The following is a 25,513-nucleotide window of genomic DNA, read 5'->3' as shown; positions in this document are numbered from 1 at the left end:
TCCGCCTCGGAGCGTTCCACAGATTTCAATGATTGATTGATAAGAGAGGAAAGACCATGTCGAGTCACACCGCAGCCCAATACAACGCAGCAAAGTCAGGTACCTTCAGGATCGGCGGCGATATCGAGATCAATCGTCTCGGTTTCGGCGCCATGCGCGTCACCGGCAAGGGCATCTGGGGCGAGCCTTCCGATCATGCCGAATCCATCCGCACGCTGAAGCGCCTGCCGGAACTCGGCGTCAACTTCATCGATACGGCCGATTCCTACGGCCCCGATGTCTCCGAATGGCTGATCAAGGAAGCGCTGCATCCCTATGGCGGCAAGTCGGTCATCGCCACCAAGGGCGGCCTGACCCGCCACGGTCCCGATATCTGGCTGCCCGTCGGACGTCCGGAATATCTGATCCAGCAAGTGCATAAGAGCCTGCGCAATCTCGGCGTCGAGCAGATCGATCTCTGGCAGCTGCATAGGATCGACCCGAAGGTGCCGGTCAGGGAGCAATTCGATGCGATCAAATCGCTGCTCGATAGCGGCCTGATCCGCCATGCAGGTCTGAGCGAAGTGTCCGTTGCCGACATCGAGGCGGCTTCGAAGCATTTCAAGGTCGCGACCGTCCAGAACCGCTACAATCTCGTCGACCGCACCAGCGAGGACGTGCTCGATTATTGCGCCAAGCACAATATCGGCTTCATCCCGTGGTATCCGCTGGCCGCCGGCGACCTCGCCAAGCCGGGCTCGCTGCTCGATACGATCGCCAAGAAGCACAATGCAGCCCCTAGCCAGATCGCGCTCGCCTGGGTGCTGAAGCGCAGCCCGGTGATGCTGCCGATCCCCGGCACCTCCAAGGTCAAGCATCTCGAGGAAAATGTCGCAGCCGTCGACATCACCCTCTCGAACGAGGAATTCTCCGGCCTCGACGGCGAAGGTAGGAAGGTCTTCAAGGCTGCTTGACGAGCAAACCCACGGTTTTCTGGTTGCGCTAGCCGCTGCCCCTCACCCTCTAACCCTCTAACCCTCTAACCCTCTCACCCTCTCACCGTTCTGACGGGGCGAGGGGACGTGCCCTGCGAGAGGTTGCTGGGAACGGAGAGGTCGCGGCATATCCCCTTCGCCCCGCAAGCGGGGAGAAGGTGGCGGCAGCCGGATGAGCGACTATCTGGGTTGTCAAGTTGCGCATTCGAATTCTCTTCGCGCATCCCGTGCTTTTGCATTGAGAATGACCAGCAGTTTTCGGGCGAGCGCAATGCGGATAACCATTTTTGGCTTGCCAGCGCTCTGCAACCTTTGCCTGAAGGCAGCCAAATGCGGATCGTACCTGGCCGCGGTGGCGGCGACCAGGAACAGGATGCCACGCGGTCCGGAGCGCCCGCCGCGCACCGGCCGGGGTCCGCTGCGTTTGCCGCTATCGTTGGCAATCGGCGCCAGGCCGGCCAGTTTGACGATCGCCTTGTTGGAGATTCGGCCGATTTCGGGCAGTTCGGCCATCAGCCGGGCAACGGTACGGTCCGCCACCCCCTTGATCGAGCGAAAGGCTTGGTTGAGGCAGGCCCAGAGCGGATCGTCGTCGATCATCGAGGCAATCTCGCCCTCAAGGGTGCGGCTCTGGCGCACCAGAAGCGCGATCACTTCGTCGAGGCTTGCCACACTCTGCTGATCGCGGGCAGCACTGCGGCGCTGCCTCTGGACGGTCAGATCGCTGGTGACCTGAGACAGCCGCGTCATCAGCGCCGACAGCCGCAGCTGCGCGGCTTTCGGCGGCGGCAGGGCAGACAGCCGCCTGGCCTCGGCATAATGGGCGATCATCGCCGCATCGATCCGGTCGGTCTTTTCCAGAAAGCCCATGGCCTCGGCAAAGCGGCGCACATGGCGCGGATTGGCAAGCGCGCAGGCGATCCCCAACTCCCACAACAGCAGGAAGGCCGAACGCTCGTAGCCGCCCGACGCCTCCATGACGACGAGCTCGACACCCTGCTCCCGGCAGAGCGCAGCCAGCGCGCCGATGCCGGCCGCATCGTTGCTGAAACGCTCAAAAACCCCGGACGGGCGGATAAACGCATCCAGCCAGTCCTTCGAAACATCCACTCCACATATAACTCTGTTCACGGTAACCTGCCTTGTGCGTGCGGTTGAAGCCAAGCGACTATTCGGTCGTACGTGACGATGACGAAGATCCCAGGCTCATCCACGGTTGTAACCGGAGGGGGAAACGGGCGACTTCGTCACGCCTCTGGCTGGGTGGCCACCCAGCCAGAGGCTCAATCGCTTCCATCGCACATAAAATCTAACATGCAGATACAAGGGGCAAGCCAACGGCGACGCCGAGGCCGCAATTTTCGGCATAATTTTGACCATCCGGTCAAACATGCTGCAAAATGAGGCGGTGACCTGTTGTTTTGAGGGTAAGCCTTGCATGCAGTGCATTGCTGCATTGCGGTATTTTCGCTATTCCGAATCAAAAGAATTGGCTATACCTATCTTCGTAAGCAGCGCACTCCTCCTCCCAGCGCTCTTACATCGGACTGACAACACTCCTCCTCCCAGTTGTCAGTCAGGATCAAGAGCCCGGCGCACCTCCTCCCGCGTCGGGCTTTTTTCTTTTCCCCCAAGTCCCTTTTCTTTCCGCCCCAAAAGGCTTCCACCGCCCGCGGTTTGACTCGACAAGCGTCGTCGGACTATTTGAACGGGCGCCGCCTGTCCGGTGCGTGAACCGATTGGAGTTGGTCATGATCGGCAGAAGGCGCGCCTCGCGCGCGGCCCTGACAGGTCTTTTGGTGGCAATGATGGCGCTTTCCGGCTGCGGCGGCAGGCCGGTCGGTGTCATGCAGGCGGCCGGCACCGTGCCGCCCGGCACGTCGAAGGTCGATCTTCTCGTCGCCACGACACGCGCTGCCGACGACAATCCCGCCGTGCTTTTCTCCGGTGAGCGCGGCACCGGGCTCGCCGTCAATGCCGTCGATGTCTCCATCCCGCCGGAAGCCAATCGCAAGGTCGGCCAGGTGCAATGGCCAAGCCGCCTGCCGGCCGATCCGCTGCGCGATTTCGTCACCGTTTCCGTCGATCCGCTGGAAGGCGAGCGGGCCGGCGAGACCTGGCTGAAGTCGCATATGCCGAAGAGCCGCCGCGTACTGGTCTTCGTCCACGGCTTCAACAATCGTTATGAGGATGCCGTCTACCGCTTCGCACAGATCGTCCACGATTCGCATGCCGACGTCGCGCCCGTCGTCTTCACCTGGCCGTCGCGCGGCAGCATCTTCGATTATAATTACGACAAGGAAAGCACCAACTATTCCCGCGACGCGCTGGAGGAACTGCTGACCCGCACCGCCGCCAATCCCGCCGTCAGCGACGTCACCATCATGGCCCATTCGATGGGCACGTGGCTCACCGTCGAAGCGCTGCGGCAGATGGCGATCCGCAACGGCCACGTCGCACCGAAGATCAACAATGTCATCCTTGCCTCGCCGGATCTCGATGTCGATGTCTTCGGCCGCCAGTTCGCCAGCCTCGGCAAGGACAGGCCGCACTTCACCATCTTCGTCTCGCAGGACGATCGGGCTCTGGCGCTGTCACGGCGCATCTCCGGCAATGTCGACCGGCTCGGCCAGATCGATCCCTCCGTCGAGCCCTATCGCAGCAAGCTCGAGGCCGCCGGCATCACCGTGCTCGATCTCACCAAGCTCAAGGGCGGCGACCGGCTGAACCACGGCAAATTCGCCGAAAGCCCCGAGGTGGTGAAGCTGATCGGCGACCGGCTGATTGCCGGCCAAGCGATCACCGATTCCAATGTCGGCCTCGGCGAGGCCGTCGGCGCCGTGGCGATGGGCGCTGCCCAGACCGCCGGAAGCGCCGTCAGCGTTGCCGTCAGCACGCCGATTGCGATCTTCGATCCGCGCACCCGGCGCAACTACGACGCCCAGCTGAAGCGTCTCGGCCAGTCGATGAACAATACCGTCGGTTCGGTCGGCGACAGCGTCGGCGCCGGCCTGCCGGAAAGCCAGTAAAAATTCCAGCAATTCCGTGATCCGGAAAAAACGGAAATTCTCTAGGCATCGCATCTTGTTGTGATATATCAGATTCATGACGGCACTTCTGTCTGCCGTGCGATGGGTTGATGGCATGGCGGATGAGACGAAGAAGAGGGTGGCGGTCGTCGGCGCGGGCGTGATCGGCGCCTCGATCGCTTTCGAGCTGCAGCGGCGCGGCCTTGATGTGACGCTGATCGACAAGGGCGAGCCGGGCCGCGGCACTTCTTTCGGCAATATGGCAAGCATTGCGCTCGATTTTGCCGCCGGCTCGGGTCCCTCGACCTGGAAAAAGATCCCCGGCTGGCTGCTCGATCCCGAAGGCCCGGTCTGGCTGCGCCCCTCTTATGCCGTAAGGATGCTGCCCTGGTTCTTACGCTTCCTGGCTGCCGGCCGGCCCTCGCGCCTCAGAGAGATCGAGGATGCCGGTATGCGCCTGTCGAACCGGGCGCTTGGCGATTTCAAAGAGATGCTCGAGGCGATCGGCGCGCCCGAGTTGATGACCGAGGAGGGCTGTCTCGCAATCTACGAGACCGAGGCGGAATTTGCCGCCGATCGCGGCCATCTCGCCATGATGCAGCGCTACGGCCTCGAATTCGAAATTTTGAGCAACGGCGCCATCCAACATTACGAACCCACGGTGTCACCGGCGATTGTCAAAGCCGTGCTGCTCCCCGACAACAAATCGATCCGCGACCCCTACAAGCTGGTGGTGAAACTCGCAGACGCCGCAAAGGCTGCCGGCGCAAGCTTCGTCTCCGGCACTGTCAGGAATATCGAGAGCCGGGGCGATGGCACCGTCGTCGTTCTCCTCGAGGATGGCAGGCGTATCGAGGCGGGTTCGGTCGTGCTTGCCGCCGGCGTCCACACCCGTTTCCTCGCCGAAAAGCTCGGCGAGCCGATCCCGCTCGAAACCGAGCGCGGCTATCACACGCAGATCATGAAGCCGGGCATCGCGATGCGCTATTCGGTGATCTGGCCGCATCGCGCCTTCATGGTGACGCCGACGGCGGGCGGCATCCGGGTCGGCGGCAATGTCGAGCTCGCCGGCCTCGATGCCGCGCCCGATTTCCGCCGTCCGCGTGTGCTGGTGCGCCATGCCCAGCGTGCGCTGCCCGGTCTCAAGGTCGAGGAGACAACGGAATGGATGGGGCATCGTCCGGCCCTGCCCGATACGATCCCGATCATTTCGCCCTCGTCGAAAATACCCGGCGTTTTTTATGCGACCGGCCACGGCCATCTCGGCCTGACCTTTTCGGCAACGACAGCGCTGGTGATCGCCGATATGGTGACCGGGCTCAAACCATCCCTCGACATGACGCCGTTCCGCATAGACCGCTATTAGGAGGCCCCGATGTCCGAAACCACCAAACCCGTCGCGCTGATCACCGGTGGCGGCCGCGGCATGGGCGAGGCGATCGCCCGCGAGCTCTCGGCGCAGGGCTATCGGCTGGCGCTGATGTCGCCGTCGGAAAGCTGCGAGAAGCTGGCGGCCGAACTTGGCGGCGTCGCCTCGCGCGGCGTGGCCGAAAAGGCCGAGGATCTCAAGGCGATCTTCGACCTGACGATGAAGACCTATGGCCGCATCGATGCCGTCGTCAACCTGAGCGGCCATCCGCCGAAGGGCGACCTGCTCGATATATCGGACGAGAACTGGACGCTCGGCTCGGACATGATGATCCTGTCGCTGGTGCGCATGGCCCGCCTGGTGACGCCGGTCATGCTGAAACAGGGCAAGGGCGCCTTCGTCAACATCACCACATTCGCCGCCTACGAGCCGACGCTGGTCTTCCCGGTTTCCTGCACCTACCGCGCCGCTGCCGGCGCCTTCACCAAGCTTTATTCCGATCGTTATGCGGCCGACAATATCCGCATGAACTGCATCCTGCCGGGCTATATCGACAGCCTGAACCACAAGCCCGAGACCGCCGAGAAGGTCCCGATGAAGCGCATCGGCCATGTGGAGGAGATCGCCAAGACCGCGGCCTTCCTGCTCTCCGAAGGCGCAGGTTACATCACCGGCCAGAATATCCCCGTCGATGGCGGCGTCACCCGTCACGTCTGATCTGGAGTTTTCGATATGAGATGGAAGCGCACGATCCAACTGCTGGATGTCCACGCCGAAGGCGAGATCGGCCGCGTCGCGATCGGCGGCGTGCCGAAGATCCCCGGCGATACCATCGCCGCCCAGCTGCACTGGCTGAACACCGATCCGAAGGGCGACGAGCTTCGCCGCTTCCTTTGCCTGGAACCGCGCGGCGCGCCGATCGGCTCGGTCAACCTGCTGCTGCCGGCACGGCACCCGGAGGCGGACGCCGCCTTCATCATCCTGCAGCCCGACCAGGCGCATGCGAGTTCCGGCTCGAACTCGATCTGCGTGACGACGGCCTTGCTCGAATCCGGCATCGTCGAGATGAAAGAGCCGGAGACGATCGTCACACTCGAAACCGCCGCCGGCCTCGTCAAGGCGACGGCGACCTGCCGCGACGGGCGCTGCGAGAAGGTCCGGCTGACCATGGTGCCGTCCTTCGTGCACGAGCTCGATGTCGCAATCGACACGCCGCATTGGGGAAAGATCAAGGCCGATATCTGCTATGGCGGTATCTTCTATGCGCTTGTTGATGTCGGCCAGATCGGTCTGACGATCGAGAAGGCCAATGCCGCCGGCCTCGTCCAGGCCGGCATGATCCTCAAGGAACTGATCAACCGCGACATCAAGGTCGTCCATCCCGAGATCCCGGCCATCTCCGGCGTCGCCTATGTCATGTTCCGCGATACCGAAGCCGATGGCACGGTGCGCACCTGCACCACCATGTGGCCGGGCCGAGCTGACCGCTCGCCCTGCGGCACCGGCAACTCCGCCAATCTCGCGACGCTCTATGCCCGCGGCAAGGCCAAGGTCGGCGACACCTTCACCTCGAAATCGATCATCGGCTCCGAATTCGAAGTCGGCCTCCAGGCGGTGACCGAAGTGGCCGGCCGCCCCGCTGTCATCCCCACCATCACCGGCCGCGGCTTCACCTTCGGCCTGACCCAGGTAGCGTTAGATCCCTTTGACCCGCATCCGGGTGGTTTTGCGCTGACGGATGTCTGGGGGCCGGCCGCCGGGGAGATATGAACAGTTGGACGCCGCATCCGACTGCCGCCACCTTGCCTCGGTCGAGCCACCGGTCTCGCCCCGTCTTTCCGACGACCGTAGACGGGGCGAAGGGATATGTCGCGACGTCTCGATTCCCTCTTCTCCCCAGCGGGGAGAAGGTGCCCGTAGGGCGGATGAGGGGGCCGCCGATGCCAGTCTTTTCAACAACGCCCGTGCGGCTTCGACCATGTCGGTATCGTTTTGCATGTTCAGCGCGCTTGCCGTCGGGGTGGCAATTACGGCAAGGGCGTGCCGTGTGGCCCCCTTGTATCTGCATGCCGGCACCTTCTCCCCGAGGGGAGAAGAGGATATGCGGCGACCTCTCCGTTCCTCGCCCGCCTCTCGCATGGCGCGTCCGCTCTTTGTCAGCAGCCTGAGATCTTAGCCCGACCCGGCTCAAAACCGTTGTAGAGGGAGCCGGCCGCGGCATCCTCCACGCTCCTCATCCTGAGGTGCGATCCGCAGGATCGCCTCGAAGGACACGTCGCAAACGCCACTCCTTGCATAGATCCGACGCCGAAATGCCCGCCTCGTCCTTCGAGGCCCCTTCGGGGCACCTCAGGATGAGGCTCTCTTGAATGCCGGCGCCAGCGACCCCACCAAGCTTCCGCGACCGACTGACCAAAGGTGACGCAGGCGCACTCTCGCGTAACAATATTCGAAACGCGATCAGCCCTGCCTGAGCTCAGCACCACCGGTGGCCAAGCGCATGGACGTCGGTCGAGGCTGGAATTTCGCCTGCTGATATCGCCTGGTTCAGGCGCGCCTTCAGGCGGTCGAGCGTGACGGCGCGGGCGGCGCGCACGAGTTCGCCGAGTTCCACGTGACCCTCGCTGCCTCGGTCATCCCAAGTGCGTGAGCATCCGTCGCTTAAGGTTTAGGATGAACGTTTTGGAGAGTGTGGAACGGCTGGTCGGCCAGATGGACAGCGCTTGTTTGCCGATGGCGTCAGGTCCTATGCGTTCGATGCCGACAAAGCCAAGCAACTTTGACCGAAAAGTGAGGCATTGATAAGCGTAACTTGAAGTCGGTAAGCTTATGTCGGCTCTGATTCAGAGCCGACATAACGCGGCCCATCAACCGCGTTGCAAAATTCTGGCGCTGGCCTGGCCTGTGGCAAGCTTCTCGGCCGGCGCTGGCCTGCCAAGCAGATAACCTTGGCCGATGTCGCAACCCAGGTCCTGAAGCCGCTGAAGCTGGCTCTCCTCTTCGATACCCTCGGCCGTTATCGTCACGCCAAGTCCCACGCCGAGAGCGATGATCGCCCTGATCACCTTGTCTTGCTTATCGTCGGTTTCGAATGAAGAGACGAAACTCCTGTCGATCTTGATCTTGTCGAACCGGTAGTTGGATAGTTGCGAGAGGCTGGAATAACCTGTTCCAAAGTCGTCGAGAGCAATCCCGACCCCGGCATTCACCAGATCATCGAGGACGATTCGTGCCGTAACGGCGTCCCGGATGATGGCGCTCTCCGTCACTTCCAGTTCGACCCGGTGCGCGGGCAGACCGACATCGCCCAATATCTTGAGAATTCTGAGTCCGAGTAACCGATCGCTCAGTTGGATCGGAGAAAGGTTGAATGACAGGACGATCTCGCTTGGCCAGGAAAGCGCATCGGTGCAGGCGTGGCGAAGCAGTTGGTCGGTCAATTCGACGATCAGACCGGCTTCCTCCGCCACCGGAATGAATTCGTTCGGTGGGATGAATTCGCCGGAGGCCGTCTTCCAGCGTGCCAGCGCCTCGAAGCCGATAATCCTATTCGTTTTCAGGTCCACGAGCGGTTGATAGTAGGGAACGATCTCGGCCTTCCTGATGGCTGCTCTCAGATTAGCTTCCATCCGAATGCGCTTCGCCAACTCGTCCTGCATCGAAGGCACGAAGGGCTTCACCAGATTGCGCCCCTGCTTTTTGGCGACATACATCGCACAGTCGGAATGTCGAATGACTTGACTGAGGTCATCGCCGTTCTCCGGAAAAAGCGCGAAGCCGACGCTGGCGCCGAGGTCAACGGCGACACCATTGAATGTGAACGGCTTGCCGATCACGGTCACTATGCGGTTCGCCAACGCGGCAAGATCGGGATTTCCGGTTCGCCGCGCCAGGACAACGAATTCGTCTCCACCAAGGCGGAAAACGTGTTCGCGGGGAAAGAGGGAAGAGAGCCGCTGAGCAACAGTCTTCAGCACCGCATCACCGTGATCATGCCCCAGGAGGTCGTTGACCTTCTTGAAGCCGTCGAGATCGATGCTGAACACGGCGTAGGCTTCTTCGCTTTGATCGGTCATCGCCTGCGCGCATACGGAATGCAGAAACCTGCGGTTAGGCAGTTCGGTCAGCGTGTCGTGACAGGCAATCCAGTCTACGTTCTTTTCGGCCTGCAGCCGGCGATTGACCTCCCTCGAAAGATCCCGGATTCTCAGTGCGGAATAAATGAGCCCGAGAAACCCGGAGATATTGAGGGCGAGGAGCGCATGGTCCAGCGGATAGTCATGATGCTTCTCGATGAAACGATCCAGCCCTTCATGCCATTGGAGGAACCAAGACAGGCAGAAGAGAAGCAGGAAGACCGCCAGCCAGGCAACGATCTCCACCTGCGGTCTGGTTGGTTGGATGCGAGGCATATGAACAGGCTCCTGTTGTGTGAAGAGCCATCATGGCCAGCTCGAAGGACCGCATCGTCCCCGACATGCTTTCAATCAACAGCCGACATGGCTGATGCTCGTATCCCCGAATGCCGCGTCGGGCATTGCGGTCGTTGATCAAGCTGCGCAGCACCGACAAGTCCGTAAGATCGTCCACCTTCGAAGGTTAATGTCGCGTTTGCATTGACGAAGGTGCGGGCGTTTCGCTGCGTGAATTGGATATCTTTCCCGTAAATCGGATGAGGCTTCGATTCGATGGTGTCTGCCGGTCGCCGCCATCTGCCATTTTCGAATGGTTGAAGAACCCGCCGGAGGATCAGTAGTCCTTGAAGAGGAATGGGCGTGACGGATTTACAGCGCCCTCGCGTCTTTTCAGCATCCCCGCGTCGCCGGCGACCGCGGGCCGGCTCCGCAGTCTCGCCAGGGTAGGGCGCATCCCAGGGCCGATCAACCCGCCAGCATGTTATCCCCCAGGCTGTAGCAGTGGCTTGCCTGATAGGCGTTCCGACCTCGGTTCATGTGCGTCACATTGAAAGTCCGAATGGCGCGCAACATGCGGCGTTCCGCCAGGAATTTGCGGATCGAGGCGGAGCCTCGCACAGTGATGCCGAAAATGTCCTCGCCGCGTGGGAAAAAATAACCGACGTCTTCGGGCGTCGTGACGCAGTCCTCGAGAAAAGCCTCGTCCACATTGCCCTGCGCGGGTGAATGGTCGGTGGTGAAATGCGAAAGATGCACCAGGAACCGTGCACGCAGGCCCTCGCCGTCGGCATAGAGCGTGAAAAGCTCCATCCAACTCGCATTGACGCGGATGAGCGGCTTGTCGGACGTCGAGGGCAGGCACGAAACCGACCAGTAGTGACGCTCGGTCTTGCGCGGGATGGGGATGCAGGTTTGTCCGTATACGCTGAGAATTTCCAGAACATCTTGCGCCTGCGGGCGACGAAGCAGCTTCTCGAACCGTGCGACGTACTTGAACCGCTGTTCCAGGGACTCCGAGCGCTCCTCGGCGTCGATCAACTCCGCCTCGCATTCTATCCAATCGCGCTGTTGCTCAGGATCCAGAAACGTGCGCAGACCGGTAGTGCTGCGACGGGGAGACGTGCTCATGTCAGGTGCCATCTGAGATCCGTGTCCTCATCGCTTCACCGGCCTGATCCCGCACGTCTCCATACAGCCGCGCGACGTCGGCTCCTGGTGGTGAGGCGCCGTTCGCAGCCGAGCGATTTGCCGGCGCGGCGGACCAACGCACCGGCCGCACCATAACATCTATCGAACGAATGGCGAAAGACTGACCTTAGCCGGCCCGAAAGCCAAAGCTTACCGACGACCAAATCGCTGCGCACTTTTGCCGTTGTTCCTCCAGACGAAGGGGATCGTACATGCCGGGCACCCAGGCCCCGCCCTCTAGGATAGATCACCCCTTCTTCGGCGCCTATCCTGAACAGGTTTTGCCAACCGGCCGTTTTAAAGTTCTGTCTCTCGCAGCAGTTCGTTCAGGCGAGTGGCCCATTCCTTGTTGCCATCTCTGAACGGACCAAGCGCATCGCCGGCAGATTCGGAAAGATCGCTTGCAGCCGCAGCAAAGCGACGAGCCTGCTCACGATGTCCCACGGCCATATGGCAGCACGCCTGAATGCGCAGAAGCGCCGGCCAGTCAGGCCGCGCCTTTAGCGCCGTACGTCCCGTTTCGAGCGCGCTCTCGACGTTGCCCGAAAAGAACAGTGCAAGCATCAAGAGGCTGAACCAAACCCCATTCTGCTGATCATGGGGGTTGAGTTCGAGGCCGCGAGCCAGGGGCTTTCGCGCGCCGGCCGCATCCCCCGAAAAAAGACGGGCCATGCCGAGGACGAGATAGCCCAAGGCAAAACTCGAACCGAGTTCAATGGACCGTTCCGCTGCGAGGATCGCCTGGTCAGCCCTGCCTGTATAGGCAGACACAATTGCCAGCGCATAGTGCGAATATGGGTTCCGCGCATCGAGATAGATCGCCCGCAGGGCCGCATCCAATCCTTCCCTCCCGTCCGCGGCGGGGTTATCAGTCCAGCCGTAGGCAATGAGGCCCGCATTGACCCGCGCTCGCCAGATCTGCGCCTCCGGAAGCATGGGATCGAGCTCCGCAGCCTCGCGGAACAATCGCCGTGCGATTATGTGGGTGGACTGCGTGACCTTGTGGAACTTGAATGTGCCTTGCCGTACAAGGTCCCAGGCAGTGATGTTGCCGGTGTGCGGAGCCACCTGAAGCCCGTGGCGTAACAGCAGCTCGGGCTCGACCGCCGCCGCGATCCGCTCGGCGATGGCGTCTTGCACCGCAAATATCTCGGCCACCTGAAGATCGTAATGTTCGGACCAGACTGTGGCGCCTTTCGCTGCATCGGCGAGGTGCACCGATATTCGGATCCGATCGCCGGCATACCGGACAGCTCCATCCACCAGAAAATCGACGCCAAGTTCGCGCGAGATAGATTGCGGATCCCTCGAGCCATCCCTCCTTGTGAAACTCGCCCCATGTGAGGCGACGCGGAACCATCTGAACCGAACGAGCGCCATGATCAGATCATCGGCGATACCGTCGGCCAGATACTGTCTTTCAGCATCACCGCCGAGATTTTCGAACGGCAATACGGCAATCGCCGGGATCGAACTGGTCTGCGCATGCCATCTGCTATCGGCTGCGTCGGCCCGGCTCTCCACCGGACCGGCAAATCTGTACCCGACCCGCGGGACCGTGACGATCCATTCGCCGCCGTCTGATGCAGGGCCGAGCAGCTTGCGAAGGGCGGCAATCTGAACGGAAAGATTGCTTTCCTCGACGGCCAATCCCGGCCAAACCGCATCCATCAGGGCCGACTTGGAGACGACACCTCCCTGTGCCGAAAGCAGAGCGGCAAGCAGGGAAGTACCTCGGGCTCCGATAGCGACAGGCCTATTGTCGCGAAACAGGCATCCGTTCTCGGCAATGAACTCGAAGTGGCCGAAGGCAAGGTGCTGTGTGTTCATGGCCGAGATGATACGCCGATTTCGCAGCTTTTCGGAATTTTTCGGCCCCGCTTCAGGACTTGCGCCGGCTGAGCGCGCAGAGTCTGCGCCAGTGCAGCGGTTGAAGTGGTGAGAGCGATGAAGAACGAAGCAACGCAACCGAAAAATCCGCCGAAAAATCCTCATGGATTAACCGCGAAAGTCGTACGCGGGAGCGGCAGCCATGTCGCCGAGCAAGGGTCGGTCTATCGCTCGGGCGTCTCGGCACAAAGCGTCGGGTCAAGCATGCTGTGGCTGGGGATGATTTCGCTACCCGCAGGCAGACGAACCAATGCCCATCGCCATGAGGGACACGAGACGGCCCTTCTGATGACTGGGGGCCAAGAAATCGAGATCTGGTCGGGGTCGGAGCTCGAACAGTGCGAACTGGTCCACGCCGGCGACTATCTCTTCATTCCGGCCGGCGTTCCGCATGTGGCCGTCAATCGCAGCACCGAAAACGCCGAATTCCTCGGTGCCCGCAACGACCCTGCAGCCAACGAGAGCGTCGTGCTGATGCCGGAGCTCGACAACATCGTAAGCTAATCATACCGGGAGGTGCACCATGGCCATCATCGAACAACGTCTGGCCGAAATCGGTCTGGAATTGCCCGAACCTTTGAAAGTTCGCGAGGGGCTGCATATGCCATTCGCCTGGGTTCGGGTGCGCGGCACCCGCGCCTATATTTCGGGTCACGTCGCGTGCAACCGCGATGGGACATTGGCAGCTCCGCTTGGCAAGGTCGGAGCGGATGTTTCGCCGGAGCAGGGTTACGCGTCAGCCCGGCTCGTTGCCCTGGCCCATCTCGCCAGTCTCAAACGTGCTGTCGGAGATCTTGATCGGGTCACGGCTTGGCTGCGCGTCTTCGCCATGGTGAATGTTGCTCCGGGTTTCAATGAGACGCCGCTGGTCACAAACGGCTATTCCGATCTGATACTGGAGCTGTACGGCCCCAACGTTGGCGCCCACGCCCGCTCGTCTATCGGCATGGCCATCCCTTTGAATGCGCCCGTAAACTGTGAAGCGGAAGTCGAAATAGACGGGTGACCGCCAGAACAGGATGATTTTAGGCCAGTTTGGCCTAAAATCTGAATCCTGTTCCACGCCAGATCGTCAGAGCATGGTGTCGTCCGATAACCGCTCACACTTTCGGCATCATGCTCTAGTAAACGAAGGGATCAACGTCAGCATGGGGGTCCGCCTCCTTCGGATAGATCACGCCCTTGCGCAGGATGATGTTGGCGTAGAGCCTGGGCTCGCCGGTCTGGATCACCGCATGGGCGGATTTCACCCTACCGTAGAAATCCTGGCCGATCAGCGGCACCACCTGCCGATGCGGCTCGTGGCGGGCGCAGCAGTCGATCATCTCCTCGTGCACGGGGTCGAGCTTGTCGCGCTCGGCCTTGACGGTCGAGCGGAAGATCGCATCAGTCACGAAATCGTCGATCGGCAGCACGCTGAGCACGGCGTTGAGGACCGGGATGAGGTGGTGGCCGTCGAGCCGGATCAGCCGGCGGGCATGTTCGACGCCCGGATAATTGCCGTCGACGATGGCGATCTCGTCGCCGTGGCCCATGGCGCGAAGAGTAAAAAGCAGCTCCGGGCTCAACAGCGGATCAAGTCCTTTCAGCATGGTCTATCTCCTTGAAAAGTACGTTCTGGTCGGTGAGGTAACGCGCGAAGATCGGCAGGCTGGCGCCACCGATGGCGCGCGCCTGGGCGCCGACCGCGCCCTCGATGATTTCAGGCATGACGACGCCCTGCAGGTCGAGTTTGGCAGCTTCGTCGATGGTGGCCTGCACCATGCGGCTGCGCACCCAATCGGGAAAGCCGCCATCGATGACGGCCGCACTGAAATCGACGATCGAGGCGGCGGCGACGATCGCCTGCGCCAGCGCCTTGGCGCTGTCCTGGATCCAGGCTTCCATCGGCTCGCCGAAATCCACCCAGTCGTCGGCGGAATACCAGAGCGGCTCTGGATCGATGCCGCGTTCGCGCAGCATATTCTCGAGCACGAAGATCGAGGCGATTTCGAGCAACTGCTTCGTCTCGCCGTTCTTGCCCCGCACGGGCAGCGGCCCGATCGCGCCTGCCGTGCCGGTGCGGCCGGAAAAGATCGCCGAATTGAGCACGATGCCGCCGCCGATGAAGGAGCCGATGAAGAAATAGACGAAATCCGGGTAGGACGGCCCGACGCCGAAGACGAGTTCGGCGCCGCAGGCGCTGGTCGCATCGTTCTGCATGAAGACCGGATGGGAGACGCGAGAGGCGACGTCGGCCTGCAGGTCGACGTCGCGCCAGACCTCCATGGCGCCCGGCGGCGCACCCACCTCTTCGGCCCAGTTCCAGAGCTCGAAGGGGGCGGCGATGCCGAGGCCGGCGATGCGGCCGCGCTGTTTGTCGTCGAGCCGGTCTTCGAGCTCGCGGATGCCCGAGGTGACGAAGGCGAGGATTTCATCCGGCAGCGGATAGGCATAGGTCCGGTGCAACTGCATGCGGATGCGGCCGACGAAATCCATCAGCACCAGATCGGCGCTGCGCCGGCCCATCTTCAGGCCGAAGGAATAGACGGCATCGGGATTGATATGCATCGGGATCGACGGCTGGCCGACGCGGCCGCGCACCGGTTCCCCGCGCGACAGCAGCCCTTCCTTTTCCAGCACCCGCATGATCACGGAGACGGTCTGCGCCGACAGCCCGCTGCGGCGCGCGATATCGGCCTTCGACAGCGCGCCGTAGAGACGCACCAGCGACAGCACGAGCCGTTCGTTATAGGCTCGCACCCTGACCTGGTTTGCACCTCCGGCCGGATTGAGAATTGGTGGCGGGACCGGCGTGTGTTCCGGTCCATCCAAGGACGACATGGCCGCTCCTCCCGATCGTTGGCCTATGCCCTAATTCGTTCGAGCATGCCACATCGAATTAATAATTCAATTGGATTTATTTATTGACAAGCCAATTTCTTTTCGCTCTTAATTGCCGTCGTCAAGGGCACGGGACCGCTGGGAGGCATTAGCGATCCACGGCGAAGTGTCATATCTTAAGCTTCCGGCCCCGCAGGGGCGGCGCCGGCAAACTCTGGGAGGAGTTCCATGAAGAAATCCGTTCTCGCTTTCGGCGCGCTCGCGCTTGGTGTCACCTTTTCCGCTCCTGTCATGGCGGCTGACGTGGCTGCCTGCCTGATCACCAAGACCGACACCAACCCCTTCTTCGTCAAGATGAAGGAAGGTGCGACGGCCAAGGCCAAGGAACTCGGCGTCTCGCTGAAGTCCTATGCCGGCAAGGTCGACGGTGACAGCGAAAGCCAGGTGGCTGCGATCGAAAGCTGCATTGCCGACGGCGCAAAGGGCATCCTGATTGCTGCTTCCGACACCAAGGGCATCGTGTCTTCGGTCAAAAAGGCCCGTGATGCCGGCCTGCTGGTCATCGCTCTCGACACGCCGCTGGAGCCGGCCGATGCCGCCGACGCCACCTTCGCCACCGACAACCTGCTCGCCGGCAAGCTGATCGGCCAGTGGGCCAAGGAAACGCTGGGCGACAAGGTGAAGGACGCCAAGGTCGGCTTCCTCGACCTCACTCCGTCGCAGCCGACGGTCGACGTTCTGCGCGACCAGGGCTTCATGATGGGCTTCGGCATCGATCCGAAGGACCCGAACAAGATCGGCGACGAGGACGATGCTCGTATCGTCGGTCATGACGTGACCAACGGCAATGAAGAAGGCGGCCGCAAGGCCATGGAAAACCTTCTGCAGAAGGATCCGAGCATCAACGTCATCCACACGATCAACGAGCCGGCCGCTGTCGGCGCCTATCAGGCGCTGAAGGCTGTCGGCATGGAAAAGAACGTGCTGATCGTCTCGGTCGACGGTGGTTGCCCGGGCGTGAAGTCGGTCAAGGAAGGCGTCATCGGCGCCACCTCGCAGCAATATCCGCTGATGATGGCAGCCCTTGGCGTCGAAGCGATCAAGAAGTTCGCCGACAGTGGTGAAAAGCCGAAGCCGACCGAAGGCAAGTCCTTCTACGACACCGGCGTCTCGCTCGTCACCGACAAGCCGGTTTCCGGCGTCAAGTCGATCGACACCAAGGAAGGCACCGACAAGTGCTGGGGCTGAGCCCTGATTGTTGAAAGCAGACCGGCCGGGGCTTGATCCCCGGTCGTTTTCGACGGACGATGTGCCGTCGCCTCACGAACCGGCTAATCAAAGACCGGATGGATATCGGTGACGGCCCCCGCGCGAGTTCGGCGCGCGGATGCGGAGGAGGAACCATGACCGGAACACAGGAATTCGAACGTGTCCTCGACGGCAGCGACAAGAGCGTTGCCTCCTTCGAGCACGAGAATGTCTCGCTGATCAAGCGCGCGCAGCATTTTCTTCACTCGACGCCGGCCGCCGTGCCGCTGATCGTGCTGGTGCTGGCGATCATCATTTTCGGGATCACCATCGGCGGACGGTTCTTCTCGTCCTATACGCTGACGCTGATCCTGCAGCAGATCGCCATCGTCGGTATTCTCGGCGCCGCCCAGACGCTGGTCATCCTGACGGCCGGCATCGATCTTTCGATTGGCGTCATCATGGTGATCTCGGCGGTGATCATGGGCAATGTCGCCATCACCTACGGCATACCGACGCCGATCGCGGTCGCAGCCGGCATGCTTGTCGGCGGCCTTTGCGGATTGCTGAACGGCTTCCTCGTCGCCTACATGAAGTTGCCGCCCTTCATCGTCACGCTCGGCACCTGGAACATCGTCATGGCGACGAATTTCATCTATTCCGCCAATGAGACGATCCGCGACACCGACGTCGACGAAAAGGCGCCGCTGCTGCATCTTTTCGCCGTGAGCTTCAAGCTCGGCAGCGCCGTGCTGACCGTCGGCGTCATCGCCATGGTGCTGCTCGTCGTGGTCCTCTGGTATGTCCTCAATCACACCGCCTGGGGCCGGCATGTCTATGCCGTCGGCGACGATCCGGAGGCAGCCAAGCTCTCCGGCATTCAGACCAAGAAGGTGCTGCTGACCGTTTACGCCATCTCGGGCGTCATTGCCGGCTTGGCCGCCTGGGTCTCGATCGGCCGCAACGGCTCGATCTCGCCCTCTTCGGCCGTCACCGATTTTAACCTCCAGGCGATCACTGCGACTGTGATCGGCGGCATCTCGCTGTTCGGCGGCCGCGGCTCCATCCTCGGCACGCTCTTCGGTGCCATGATCGTCGGCGTCGTCTCGATGGGCCTCAACATGCTCGGCGCCGACCCGCAATGGAAAGTCCTTTTGACAGGCGTGCTGATCATCGCCGCCGTCGCTATCGATCAGTGGATCAGAAAGGTTTCGGTGTAATCATGGATCGCGAACCCCTTCTCACCGCCCGCGGTCTCGTCAAGCGCTATGGCCGCGTGACCGCGCTCGACAATGCCGATTTCGACCTCTATCCGGGTGAAATCCTCGCCGTCATCGGCGATAACGGCGCCGGCAAATCCTCGCTCATCAAGGCGATATCGGGCGCCGTCACCCCCGACGAGGGAGTGATCACCCTCGAAGGCCGGCAGGTGCAGTTCCGCTCGCCGATGGAAGCGCGCGAAGCCGGCATCGAAACCGTCTACCAGAACCTCGCGCTGTCGCCGGCACTGTCGATCGCCGACAACATGTTCCTCGGCCGCGAGATCCGCAAATCCGGCGTGCTCGGTTCGATGTTCCGCATGCTCGACCGGCCGGCCATGGAAAAGCTGGCGCGCAACAAGCTGTCCGAACTCGGCTTGATGACCATCCAGAACATCAACCAGGCGGTGGAAACGCTCTCCGGCGGTCAGCGCCAGGGTGTCGCGGTCGCCCGCGCCGCCGCCTTCGGCTCGAAGGTCATCATCATGGACGAACCGACGGCAGCGCTTGGCGTCAAGGAAAGCCGCCGCGTGCTGGAACTGATCCTCGACGTGCGCGCCCGTGGCCTGCCGATCGTGCTGATCTCCCACAACATGCCGCATGTCTTCGAAGTGGCCGACCGGATCCATATCCACCGTCTCGGCCGGCGGCTGACGGTAATCGATCCTAAGGAGTACACCATGTCCGACGCCGTCGCCTTCATGACCGGCGCCAAGGCGGTGCCGACGGAGCCGGTCGCCGCATGAACGCACGCATCGATGAAATCGCCGGCGCAGTTCTTGACCGCGCCGGCCATTCCAAGCGTTTCCTGGTCGCCATCGCCGGACCTCCAGGCGCCGGCAAATCGACCATGGCCGACAATTTGGCGGAAGCGCTGAAGGCCAGGGGCGAAAGTACCGAAGTCCTGCCGATGGATGGCTTCCACATGGACAACGCCATCCTGATCGAACGCGGCCTGCTGGCGCGCAAGGGCATCCCCGAGACCTTCGATGTCCGCGGTTTCCTCGATATCATCCGCGCCGTCAGGCGGGCCGATCAGGAGGTTCTGGTGCCGGTCTTCGACCGTTCCCGCGAACTCGCCATCGCCTCGGCCCGTCCCGTTTCCCCCGATCACCGTTTCATCATCGTCGAGGGCAATTATCTGCTGTTTTCGCTCGGCAAATGGGCCGAACTCGAAGGCGTCTTCGATTTTTCGATCATGCTGGCGCCGCCGATCGAGGTGCTCGAAGAGCGGCTCTGGGCGCGCTGGCGCGGTTACAACCTGACCGAGGAAGCCGCCAGCGCCAAGGTCTACGGCAACGACCTGCCGAACGGCCGGCTGATCCTCGAAAACCGCCGCCCGGCCGATGTGACGCTGGAGATCGCGCTGGCGTGATGCCGCGGATTGTTCTCACATGGGAACAATCCATACCGCCCGGTCCTGCGTAGCGGTTCCGGATGCCGATAGGCATAACAAGGTGCTGGCAGCGCCTCTTGTGAATCAAGGTTTCGCAGCAAGTCGGCCGAATTCGGGCAAAAGGGACTTGCGCTTGAGTATGGTCGCGAAGGATAACATCCACACACCCTGCCGTTTGGTCGGTGCCCTCCTTTGGCGGGGTGCCGGCATGTCCGTCATGTAAGAAGTCACGCGATGCGTCGGGCTCTCCTCGCCGGATTTTCGATGAAGTCTGTGCGTTCATGCCTCTTCCTCATCCCGTTGGAGATGACATATGGCGTTCAGCCTGCCCATCACGCGCGCGATCTTCGCCCTTTTTCGCGTTCCATTCTTCCCCGCCGCACTGATTGCAATCCTCTTCGCTATGCTCGCCGAGGCAATGGCCTTCAGTTACATCGCCCTGCTCGCCGTTGATAAGGTCGGCATGTCGCCTCTGCAGTTGGGAGCTTTTCTAAGCCTGTCGGCGATCTCAGGCATCGTCGTCACGACGATCTTTGGCCACTTTCACGACCGCAAGCCGATGATGTGGCCGTTGCTGATATCCTTGCTGGCCAAGATGGCTGGGTTCGGTCTCTGCGCGGTGGCGAGCGAACCGTGGATGCTGTTTCTCAACGCGGCCGTCCTCTTCGGTATCAGTTCTGCCTCGTTCTCCCTGCTGTTTGCGACGGCGAAAGGCTATCTCGATCGCACAGGCGAGCAGACGAGCGCCGAGGGCATGGCGGCGCTGCGCACGTGCAATTCGCTGAGTTGGGCCGTCGGGCCAGCCCTGGGCGCCATTCTTGTTCGCTACTGGGACCTCGATGGCATCTATGTCGGCGCAACTTTGCTCGCCGCCTTGGCGCTGGCGGTCGTGCTGGTGAGCCGCATCGAGGTCGTGGCGGATACAGCAAGCCGGCAGCGCCTGACGCTGGACGTTTTGATGTCCACAGCGCCTGCCGTGTTGGCGCTTACCGCCTTTCACACGGCCATGTTCACCGGTGCCAATGCCGTGTCGATCGTCGTTGCCCAGCAGTTGGGATCCGAGGCGGACGTCGGCCTGCTGTTCAGCCTCTGCGCGCTTCTTGAGGTGATTGTGATGAGCCTGTTCGTGTTTCGGCCGGCACGCGGGGCGAACAGGCTGCTCCTGCTGGCCGGCTTCGGGGTCTTCGCCGTCTATTACCTGTTGCCGATCCCCTGGCCTTCACTGACGACGCTCTACCTTGCGCAGTTGCTGCGGGCGACAGGCATCGCGATCATCAGTATCGTCGGCATGGCTCATTTGCAGGATCTGTTGCCTGGCAGGGTTGGAATCGCAGCGGCCCTCTTTGGCAATAGCGCGAATGCCGGCCTTCTTTTCTCGGGGCTCGGGACCGGCCTTTGGGCGCAATCCTTTGGCTACTGGTCGTTGTTCGAGCTTTGCGCCGGTCTCTGTCTGCTCGGAGCGGCATTGTGCCTGATAAGATCGGTTCGGAGATAGAGCAGCGGGCATGAAAAGAGCGAAAGCCCGCCGCATGAATCAATTTCAATGCGATGCGCTTTAGTGTTATCGAGACCGCAGACGCATCGCTTCGGAGGCCTGCCATGCAATCGATCACCATCCGCCGTCCTGATGACTGGCACCTGCATCTGCGCGACGGCGCCATGCTGGAGGGCGTGATCGCTGATACGAGCCGCACCTTCGCCCGCGCCATCATCATGCCCAATCTCGTGCCGCCGGTCGTCACGTCAGCTGACGCCAGGGCCTATCGCGAGCGCATCCTCAAAGCCTTGCCGGACGGCCATCGCTTCCAGCCGCTGATGACACTTTATCTCACCGAACATACCAGCCCGGATGATGTGGAGGAGGGGAAGAACAGCGGCCTCATCACCGCCGTCAAGCTTTATCCCGCCGGCGCCACGACCAATTCGCATGGCGGCGTCCGCGACATGGAAAAGGCGATGCCGGTGCTGGAGCGCATGGCAAAGATCGGCCTGCCGCTCTGCGTCCATGGCGAGGTGACGACGCCGGAGGTCGATATCTTCGACCGCGAGGCCGTCTTCATCGACACCGTGCTCGATCCGCTGCGCCAGCGCCTGCCGGAGCTGAAGGTAACGATGGAGCATGTGACGACATGGGATGGCGTCGATTACATCAAGGCGGCCAAGGGCAATCTCGCCGGCTCGATCACCACCCACCATCTGATCATCAACCGCAACGCCATCCTCGTCGGCGGCATCCGCCCGCATTATTACTGCCTGCCCGTCGCCAAGCGCGAAAACCACCGGCTGGCCTTGCGTGCGGCGGCGGTCAGCGGCGATCCGCGCTTCTTCCTCGGCACGGATTCCGCCCCGCATGTCGATCCGCTGAAGGAATGCGCCTGCGGCTGCGCCGGCATCTATACCTCGGTCAATACGATGAGCTGCCTCGCCCATGTCTTCGAACAGGAGGGCGCCCTGGAACGGCTCGAAGCCTTCGTGTCGCTGAACGGGCCGGCCTGGTACGGGCTGCAGCCGAACGAGGAGCGCATCACCCTGTCACGGCAGGCCGAGCCGGTCGTCTTTCCCGCGAGGATTGAAACCGGCGCCGGTCCGGTGACGGTGTTCGATCCGATGTTTCCCCTGCGCTGGCAGGTGCTGCACCAGGAGTAAGCTTTCGGATTTCAATTTTAAATAGAATATTCATTTTAAAGTTCGACGCGACGTTAAACGCGTAACATTTGCATTGTGCAGTGCATCATTTGTTAACTGATGCATAAGACATTTCTCCTCGCAGACCGGTAAGCCGCCATTCGATGCGACAACAGCTGCGGAGACTGAAAAGCATGATGCTTGACTATAACTCCCTGTTGTTGGCGCTCGGCGTCTCCGCGGCCTGCCTTGCGGTGACGCTGATGGGCAGCTGGCTTGTCCGTCGCGCGGAAACCGTGCTGCTCACCGCCACCGTCGGCCTTGTCCTCGTCGTCAGCGGCATTTTCGTCTATAGCGGCTATGTCAATACGCCCAAGACATGGCTCGGCGTTGCCAATTTCGTGCTGTTTCATGCCGGTTTTGCCACCATCTGGGGAGCAGGCAAACAATTCCTCACCGGCCGGATGTCTCTCCTTGCCATCGCGATCCGCGCGCTTGCGGCGATGGTCTTCTCCGTCGTGCCGATGCTATCGGGCTATGATGGCCTGGCTTTCATCGCGGACAATCTCGCCATCGCCCTTTTGCTCTTTGCCACCGCCCGGCAATATTGGCTCGCCCGCGCCGAAGCACCCGCGCCGCTCCTCGGCATTACCACGCTCTATACGCTGACGGCGATCTCCTTCGTTCTCTGCGCCGCCGTGCTGATCTCCGACGGCAAGCTGGTGCTCGGCAAAGCCCCCAGCAACTGGGCCGAAGATCTGAGCCTTGCCGTCTGCATTGCCGGCATGACCGGTATCGGCGCGCTGTCGCTGGCGCTGCATCAATGGCGGCTCGCTGCCCGCCATCGTCTCGATGCGATCACCGATCCGCTGACCGGCCTGCTCAACCGTCGTGCCCTCTTCGACCAATACGGCACGCGTCCGATGGGAACGACCACGGCCGTCATCGTCTTCGATATCGACCATTTCAAATCCGTCAACGATCGCTTCGGCCATGCCGCCGGCGACCGCGTGCTCAATGTCTTCGCCGGCGAGCTTTCGGCCCATTGCCGCACCGGCGACACCGCTGCCCGGCTCGGCGGCGAGGAATTCGTGCTGGTGCTGAAGGAGATCATGCCCGGCCGGGCGGAACTCACGGCCGAGCGCATCCGCAGGGCGTTCGAAGCGCGCGAGATCCATATCGACGACGAAGTGCTGACATGCACGGTCAGCGTCGGCGTCGCCCCCGGCCGTTCGAAGAGCTTGGATTTCGACGCCATGCTGAGTGCCGCCGACAAGGCGCTCTACGTCGCCAAGCGCGCCGGCCGCAACCGGGTCGAACTTGCCAGCTACCTCAAGGCGGTTCCCGTCGAAGCAACACGCACCGCGTCTTGATTCCCGGCTGACCCTCCCATAACATCGCCCTCGCCCGGATGCGGCCAGCCGCCCCGCGACGCTTCTGCGTTAAGGTGAATGCATCCAGACAACCTCAGCGAACATTCCGGCGACGCCAGCCCCGGCGCCAAGGCCTTCGTCCGCGTCGCCAATGTGCGGGCCTATCACGCCGAACTCTCAGGCAAGGACTACCGCTACATGGTCACGGCTTGGCTCCCTCTTCTCCCCAGCGGGGAGAAGGTGGCCCGAAGGGTCGGATGAGGGGGCCACACGGCATTCCATTCATTGTCCTGCGCTTGCGCTCCGGACACTCGCGGCTTTGCCGCTCACCCCCTCAACCGCCTGCCGGCACCTTCTCCCCGCTGGGGAGAAGAGACGTGTAGCTGCGCGGTACGGTTTCTTCTTAGTCAGAGCAAGATATATCGGGGGAAAAGTTGCATTTTCGGATGGTTATTCTATGAAAGGTACTGGAAGTTTCGAGATTGCATATTGCAAGCCCTATCCAGCTACCTCACTCCCGAAGGTGACAACCTGACGCAAGGCGGTTCTCTGTGGGCTGGTTTGGCAGGCTTGTTCTTGCTGCTCGCCGTGATCTCCGCTTGGCGCGCTTTTCGAACCCGGATGCTGGCAAATAGCCGGAACGGCTCGCGCCGGCGCTATCGCTAAACTCCCGGTCGGCCACGAGGCGGACTCTGTCTTAGCCGGCCGAATGCGGGTCCATACTATAGGGATAGACCGGATAATCTGCCCCGATGGCACCTCGAACGCGGTCGGACCAGGCGGCGAAGGCGGGATAGGCTGCGAGAGAAAAGCCGCAATCCTCGGCCCGGTGGCTATAGGCGTAAACGGCGATATCGGCGATCGTCAGCTGCTGGTCGACAAGAAACAGGCTGTCGCTCAGGCTGCGATCGATGGCGGCAAGCGCGCGGGCTGCGGCTTCGCGCTTGCCCGCAATCATGCTCTGGTTACGCTCCAGCCGTCCGGTCAACGTCCAGAATCGCAGCGAGCCGATGACCGGCTCGACATGATACTGTTCGAAGAACAGCCATTGCATGACCTTGGCGCGCAGATAGTGGTCTGAAGGCAGGAAGCGTGTGCCCTCGGCGAGAAAAGTGAGGATCGCATTGGATTCGGCAATCGGACGCCCATCGTCGAGTTCGAGAACTGGGATGGCGCCCACCGGATTGAGTTTGAGAAACGCCTCGGTGCGGCTCTCGCCCTCGAAGATCGAGACGATACGGCTGCGGTACGGTATGTCGAGCAGGCCGAGCAAAACCCGGACCTTCCAGCCATTTTGCGACGGCATATAGTCGTGAAGCGTAAACATGACGGTCCTTTCGCGGCGATTGCCCAACATCGCATGCCCGCACGGGGCCAACCACCCGATTCCTGAAAGGCGCGGCGGATCGCCGAGAAGCAATCGTTCAGACGATCATCAGCGCCCGGACGAAGGCGACCGAGGCGAGTAGCGAGGCGATGGTCCGCACATGGTTCCACCACGTCCAGTCCCTGACATAGATGGTCCAGAGCTGAACCGCTTCCGTCCCGTTGCCGCCGACTTTTGCCAGCGCATCGTTTATCGGCACGTTGAAGATGATGGTCGAGAGGAAGGAGGCGAAGATGTAGAGGGCTGCACCCGCCAGCATCAGAAAGGATGCCCCGCCGCGCCAGTCGATCAGGGCGAGCACGGCGATGACGAGGCAGAGGATCGCCGTCGGCACGAAGAGGCCCATGAAGGGAGAGCGGACGATCGTCACGTTGATCGAGTTCATCGCCGCGATGCCTTGCTCCGCCGGGATGCGCGAGAAGGCGGCCATGATGAAGGTCGAGAAGGCAAAGAAGATGCCGGCGACGAGGCCGCTGCCGATCGCCGCGGCCACGAGGGATAGGATCAGGATGATCTGCATGTCAAAACTCCTCCCAA

The 25,513-nt window shown here is 61.7% G+C and carries 22 protein-coding genes and 2 pseudogenes; 15 read left to right on the top strand and 9 right to left on the bottom strand.

The window, feature by feature from the left end:
- The first annotated feature begins 56 nt into the window (after nucleotides 1–56).
- Nucleotides 57–953 carry an aldo/keto reductase gene (locus tag ACS4RR_RS00170; protein ID WP_260109964.1) on the top strand — a complete coding sequence of 299 codons (897 nt, stop codon included), beginning with the start codon at nucleotides 57–59 and terminating at the stop codon, nucleotides 951–953.
- Nucleotides 954–1,166: 213 nt separating this feature from the next.
- On the opposite strand, the gene ACS4RR_RS00165 is transcribed toward ACS4RR_RS00170, so the two are convergent.
- A complete protein-coding gene (locus ACS4RR_RS00165) occupies nucleotides 1,167–2,105 on the bottom strand; it encodes an IS110 family RNA-guided transposase (RefSeq protein WP_260109994.1) in 939 nt (312 codons plus the stop codon).
- Between the two features lie 620 nt (nucleotides 2,106–2,725).
- On the opposite strand from ACS4RR_RS00165, the gene ACS4RR_RS00160 reads away from it, so the two are divergent.
- The 4 genes from ACS4RR_RS00160 to ACS4RR_RS00145 all read left to right on the top strand — a co-directional run bounded on the left by ACS4RR_RS00160 (nucleotide 2,726) and on the right by ACS4RR_RS00145 (nucleotide 7,142).
- Nucleotides 2,726–4,003: an alpha/beta hydrolase gene (locus ACS4RR_RS00160; RefSeq protein WP_260109965.1), complete on the top strand. Its 1,278-nt coding sequence runs from the start codon at nucleotides 2,726–2,728 to the stop codon at nucleotides 4,001–4,003.
- A gap of 115 nt (nucleotides 4,004–4,118) precedes the next feature.
- Nucleotides 4,119–5,369: an NAD(P)/FAD-dependent oxidoreductase gene (locus ACS4RR_RS00155; protein WP_260109966.1), complete on the top strand. Its 1,251-nt coding sequence runs from the start codon at nucleotides 4,119–4,121 to the stop codon at nucleotides 5,367–5,369.
- Nucleotides 5,370–5,378: 9 nt separating this feature from the next.
- On the top strand, nucleotides 5,379–6,089 hold the full coding sequence (locus ACS4RR_RS00150) for an SDR family oxidoreductase (RefSeq protein ID WP_260109967.1): 711 nt from the start codon (nucleotides 5,379–5,381) through the stop codon (nucleotides 6,087–6,089).
- 15 nt (nucleotides 6,090–6,104) lie between these two features.
- Nucleotides 6,105–7,142 (top strand): 4-hydroxyproline epimerase, encoded by a 1,038-nt coding sequence (locus ACS4RR_RS00145; RefSeq protein WP_260109968.1) that lies wholly within the window; start codon nucleotides 6,105–6,107, stop codon nucleotides 7,140–7,142.
- A gap of 724 nt (nucleotides 7,143–7,866) precedes the next feature.
- On the opposite strand, the pseudogene ACS4RR_RS00140 reads toward ACS4RR_RS00145, so the two are convergent.
- From ACS4RR_RS00140 to ACS4RR_RS00125, 4 genes and pseudogenes are all read right to left on the bottom strand, one after another.
- A pseudogene (locus ACS4RR_RS00140) lies at nucleotides 7,867–8,004 on the bottom strand (TetR/AcrR family transcriptional regulator); the annotation flags it as partial.
- 235 nt (nucleotides 8,005–8,239) lie between these two features.
- Nucleotides 8,240–9,784 carry a putative bifunctional diguanylate cyclase/phosphodiesterase gene (locus ACS4RR_RS00135; protein ID WP_260109969.1) on the bottom strand — a complete coding sequence of 515 codons (1,545 nt, stop codon included), beginning with the start codon at nucleotides 9,782–9,784 and terminating at the stop codon, nucleotides 8,240–8,242.
- A gap of 468 nt (nucleotides 9,785–10,252) precedes the next feature.
- A complete protein-coding gene (locus tag ACS4RR_RS00130; protein WP_260109970.1) occupies nucleotides 10,253–10,927 on the bottom strand; it encodes a hypothetical protein in 675 nt (224 codons plus the stop codon).
- Nucleotides 10,928–11,272: 345 nt separating this feature from the next.
- Nucleotides 11,273–12,805: a winged helix-turn-helix domain-containing protein gene (locus ACS4RR_RS00125; protein WP_260109971.1), complete on the bottom strand. Its 1,533-nt coding sequence runs from the start codon at nucleotides 12,803–12,805 to the stop codon at nucleotides 11,273–11,275.
- Nucleotides 12,806–12,922: 117 nt separating this feature from the next.
- On the opposite strand from ACS4RR_RS00125, the gene ACS4RR_RS00120 reads away from it, so the two are divergent.
- Nucleotides 12,923–13,369 (top strand): cupin domain-containing protein, encoded by a 447-nt coding sequence (locus tag ACS4RR_RS00120; RefSeq protein ID WP_170279216.1) that lies wholly within the window; start codon nucleotides 12,923–12,925, stop codon nucleotides 13,367–13,369.
- 19 nt (nucleotides 13,370–13,388) lie between these two features.
- Nucleotides 13,389–13,871 (top strand): RidA family protein, encoded by a 483-nt coding sequence (locus ACS4RR_RS00115; RefSeq protein ID WP_260109972.1) that lies wholly within the window; start codon nucleotides 13,389–13,391, stop codon nucleotides 13,869–13,871.
- 115 nt (nucleotides 13,872–13,986) lie between these two features.
- Here ACS4RR_RS00115 and ACS4RR_RS00110 read toward each other — a convergent pair whose 3' ends face one another.
- On the bottom strand, nucleotides 13,987–14,457 hold the full coding sequence (locus ACS4RR_RS00110) for an RbsD/FucU family protein (protein ID WP_260109973.1): 471 nt from the start codon (nucleotides 14,455–14,457) through the stop codon (nucleotides 13,987–13,989).
- Nucleotides 14,441–15,688: an ROK family transcriptional regulator gene (locus ACS4RR_RS00105; RefSeq protein WP_260109974.1), complete on the bottom strand. Its 1,248-nt coding sequence runs from the start codon at nucleotides 15,686–15,688 to the stop codon at nucleotides 14,441–14,443. Before ACS4RR_RS00105 ends, ACS4RR_RS00110 begins: the two co-directional genes overlap by 17 nt.
- 228 nt (nucleotides 15,689–15,916) lie before the next feature.
- Between ACS4RR_RS00105 and ACS4RR_RS00100 the strand changes: the two genes are divergently transcribed.
- The 8 genes and pseudogenes from ACS4RR_RS00100 to ACS4RR_RS00065 all read left to right on the top strand — a co-directional run.
- Entirely contained in the window at nucleotides 15,917–16,936 is a 1,020-nt protein-coding gene (locus ACS4RR_RS00100; RefSeq protein WP_017966815.1) for a sugar ABC transporter substrate-binding protein, read from the top strand.
- 155 nt (nucleotides 16,937–17,091) lie between these two features.
- Nucleotides 17,092–18,156, top strand: coding sequence for an ABC transporter permease (locus tag ACS4RR_RS00095; RefSeq protein ID WP_026154411.1), 1,065 nt, complete (start codon nucleotides 17,092–17,094; stop codon nucleotides 18,154–18,156).
- Nucleotides 18,157–18,158: 2 nt separating this feature from the next.
- Nucleotides 18,159–18,941 carry an ATP-binding cassette domain-containing protein gene (locus ACS4RR_RS00090; RefSeq protein WP_017966817.1) on the top strand — a complete coding sequence of 261 codons (783 nt, stop codon included), beginning with the start codon at nucleotides 18,159–18,161 and terminating at the stop codon, nucleotides 18,939–18,941.
- Nucleotides 18,938–19,570 carry a nucleoside triphosphate hydrolase gene (locus ACS4RR_RS00085; RefSeq protein ID WP_456189542.1) on the top strand — a complete coding sequence of 211 codons (633 nt, stop codon included), beginning with the start codon at nucleotides 18,938–18,940 and terminating at the stop codon, nucleotides 19,568–19,570. The genes ACS4RR_RS00090 and ACS4RR_RS00085 overlap by 4 nt, the downstream gene beginning before the upstream one ends.
- Before the next feature lie 334 nt (nucleotides 19,571–19,904).
- Entirely contained in the window at nucleotides 19,905–21,086 is a 1,182-nt protein-coding gene (locus ACS4RR_RS00080; protein ID WP_456189541.1) for an MFS transporter, read from the top strand.
- Nucleotides 21,087–21,190: 104 nt separating this feature from the next.
- Nucleotides 21,191–22,237, top strand: a complete 1,047-nt coding sequence (pyrC, locus tag ACS4RR_RS00075; RefSeq protein ID WP_260109976.1) for a dihydroorotase — start codon at nucleotides 21,191–21,193, stop codon at nucleotides 22,235–22,237.
- Between the two features lie 173 nt (nucleotides 22,238–22,410).
- Nucleotides 22,411–23,589: a GGDEF domain-containing protein gene (locus tag ACS4RR_RS00070; protein ID WP_222386654.1), complete on the top strand. Its 1,179-nt coding sequence runs from the start codon at nucleotides 22,411–22,413 to the stop codon at nucleotides 23,587–23,589.
- A gap of 90 nt (nucleotides 23,590–23,679) precedes the next feature.
- A pseudogene (locus tag ACS4RR_RS00065) lies at nucleotides 23,680–23,790 on the top strand (glyoxalase superfamily protein); the annotation flags it as partial.
- A gap of 496 nt (nucleotides 23,791–24,286) precedes the next feature.
- Here ACS4RR_RS00065 and ACS4RR_RS00060 read toward each other — a convergent pair.
- A complete protein-coding gene (locus tag ACS4RR_RS00060) occupies nucleotides 24,287–24,916 on the bottom strand; it encodes a glutathione S-transferase family protein (protein ID WP_222280016.1) in 630 nt (209 codons plus the stop codon).
- A 97-nt stretch (nucleotides 24,917–25,013) separates the two neighbouring features.
- Nucleotides 25,014–25,496 carry an anthrone oxygenase family protein gene (locus tag ACS4RR_RS00055; protein WP_456189540.1) on the bottom strand — a complete coding sequence of 161 codons (483 nt, stop codon included), beginning with the start codon at nucleotides 25,494–25,496 and terminating at the stop codon, nucleotides 25,014–25,016.
- Between the last annotated feature and the right edge of the window lie 17 nt (nucleotides 25,497–25,513).

The organism is Rhizobium zaerense (assembly GCF_051810725.1).
Lineage (GTDB): Bacteria > Pseudomonadota > Alphaproteobacteria > Rhizobiales > Rhizobiaceae > Rhizobium > Rhizobium leguminosarum_I.
The sequence above is the reverse complement of the archived record's forward strand: the minus strand, read 5'-3'. Positions and strand labels throughout refer to the sequence as shown.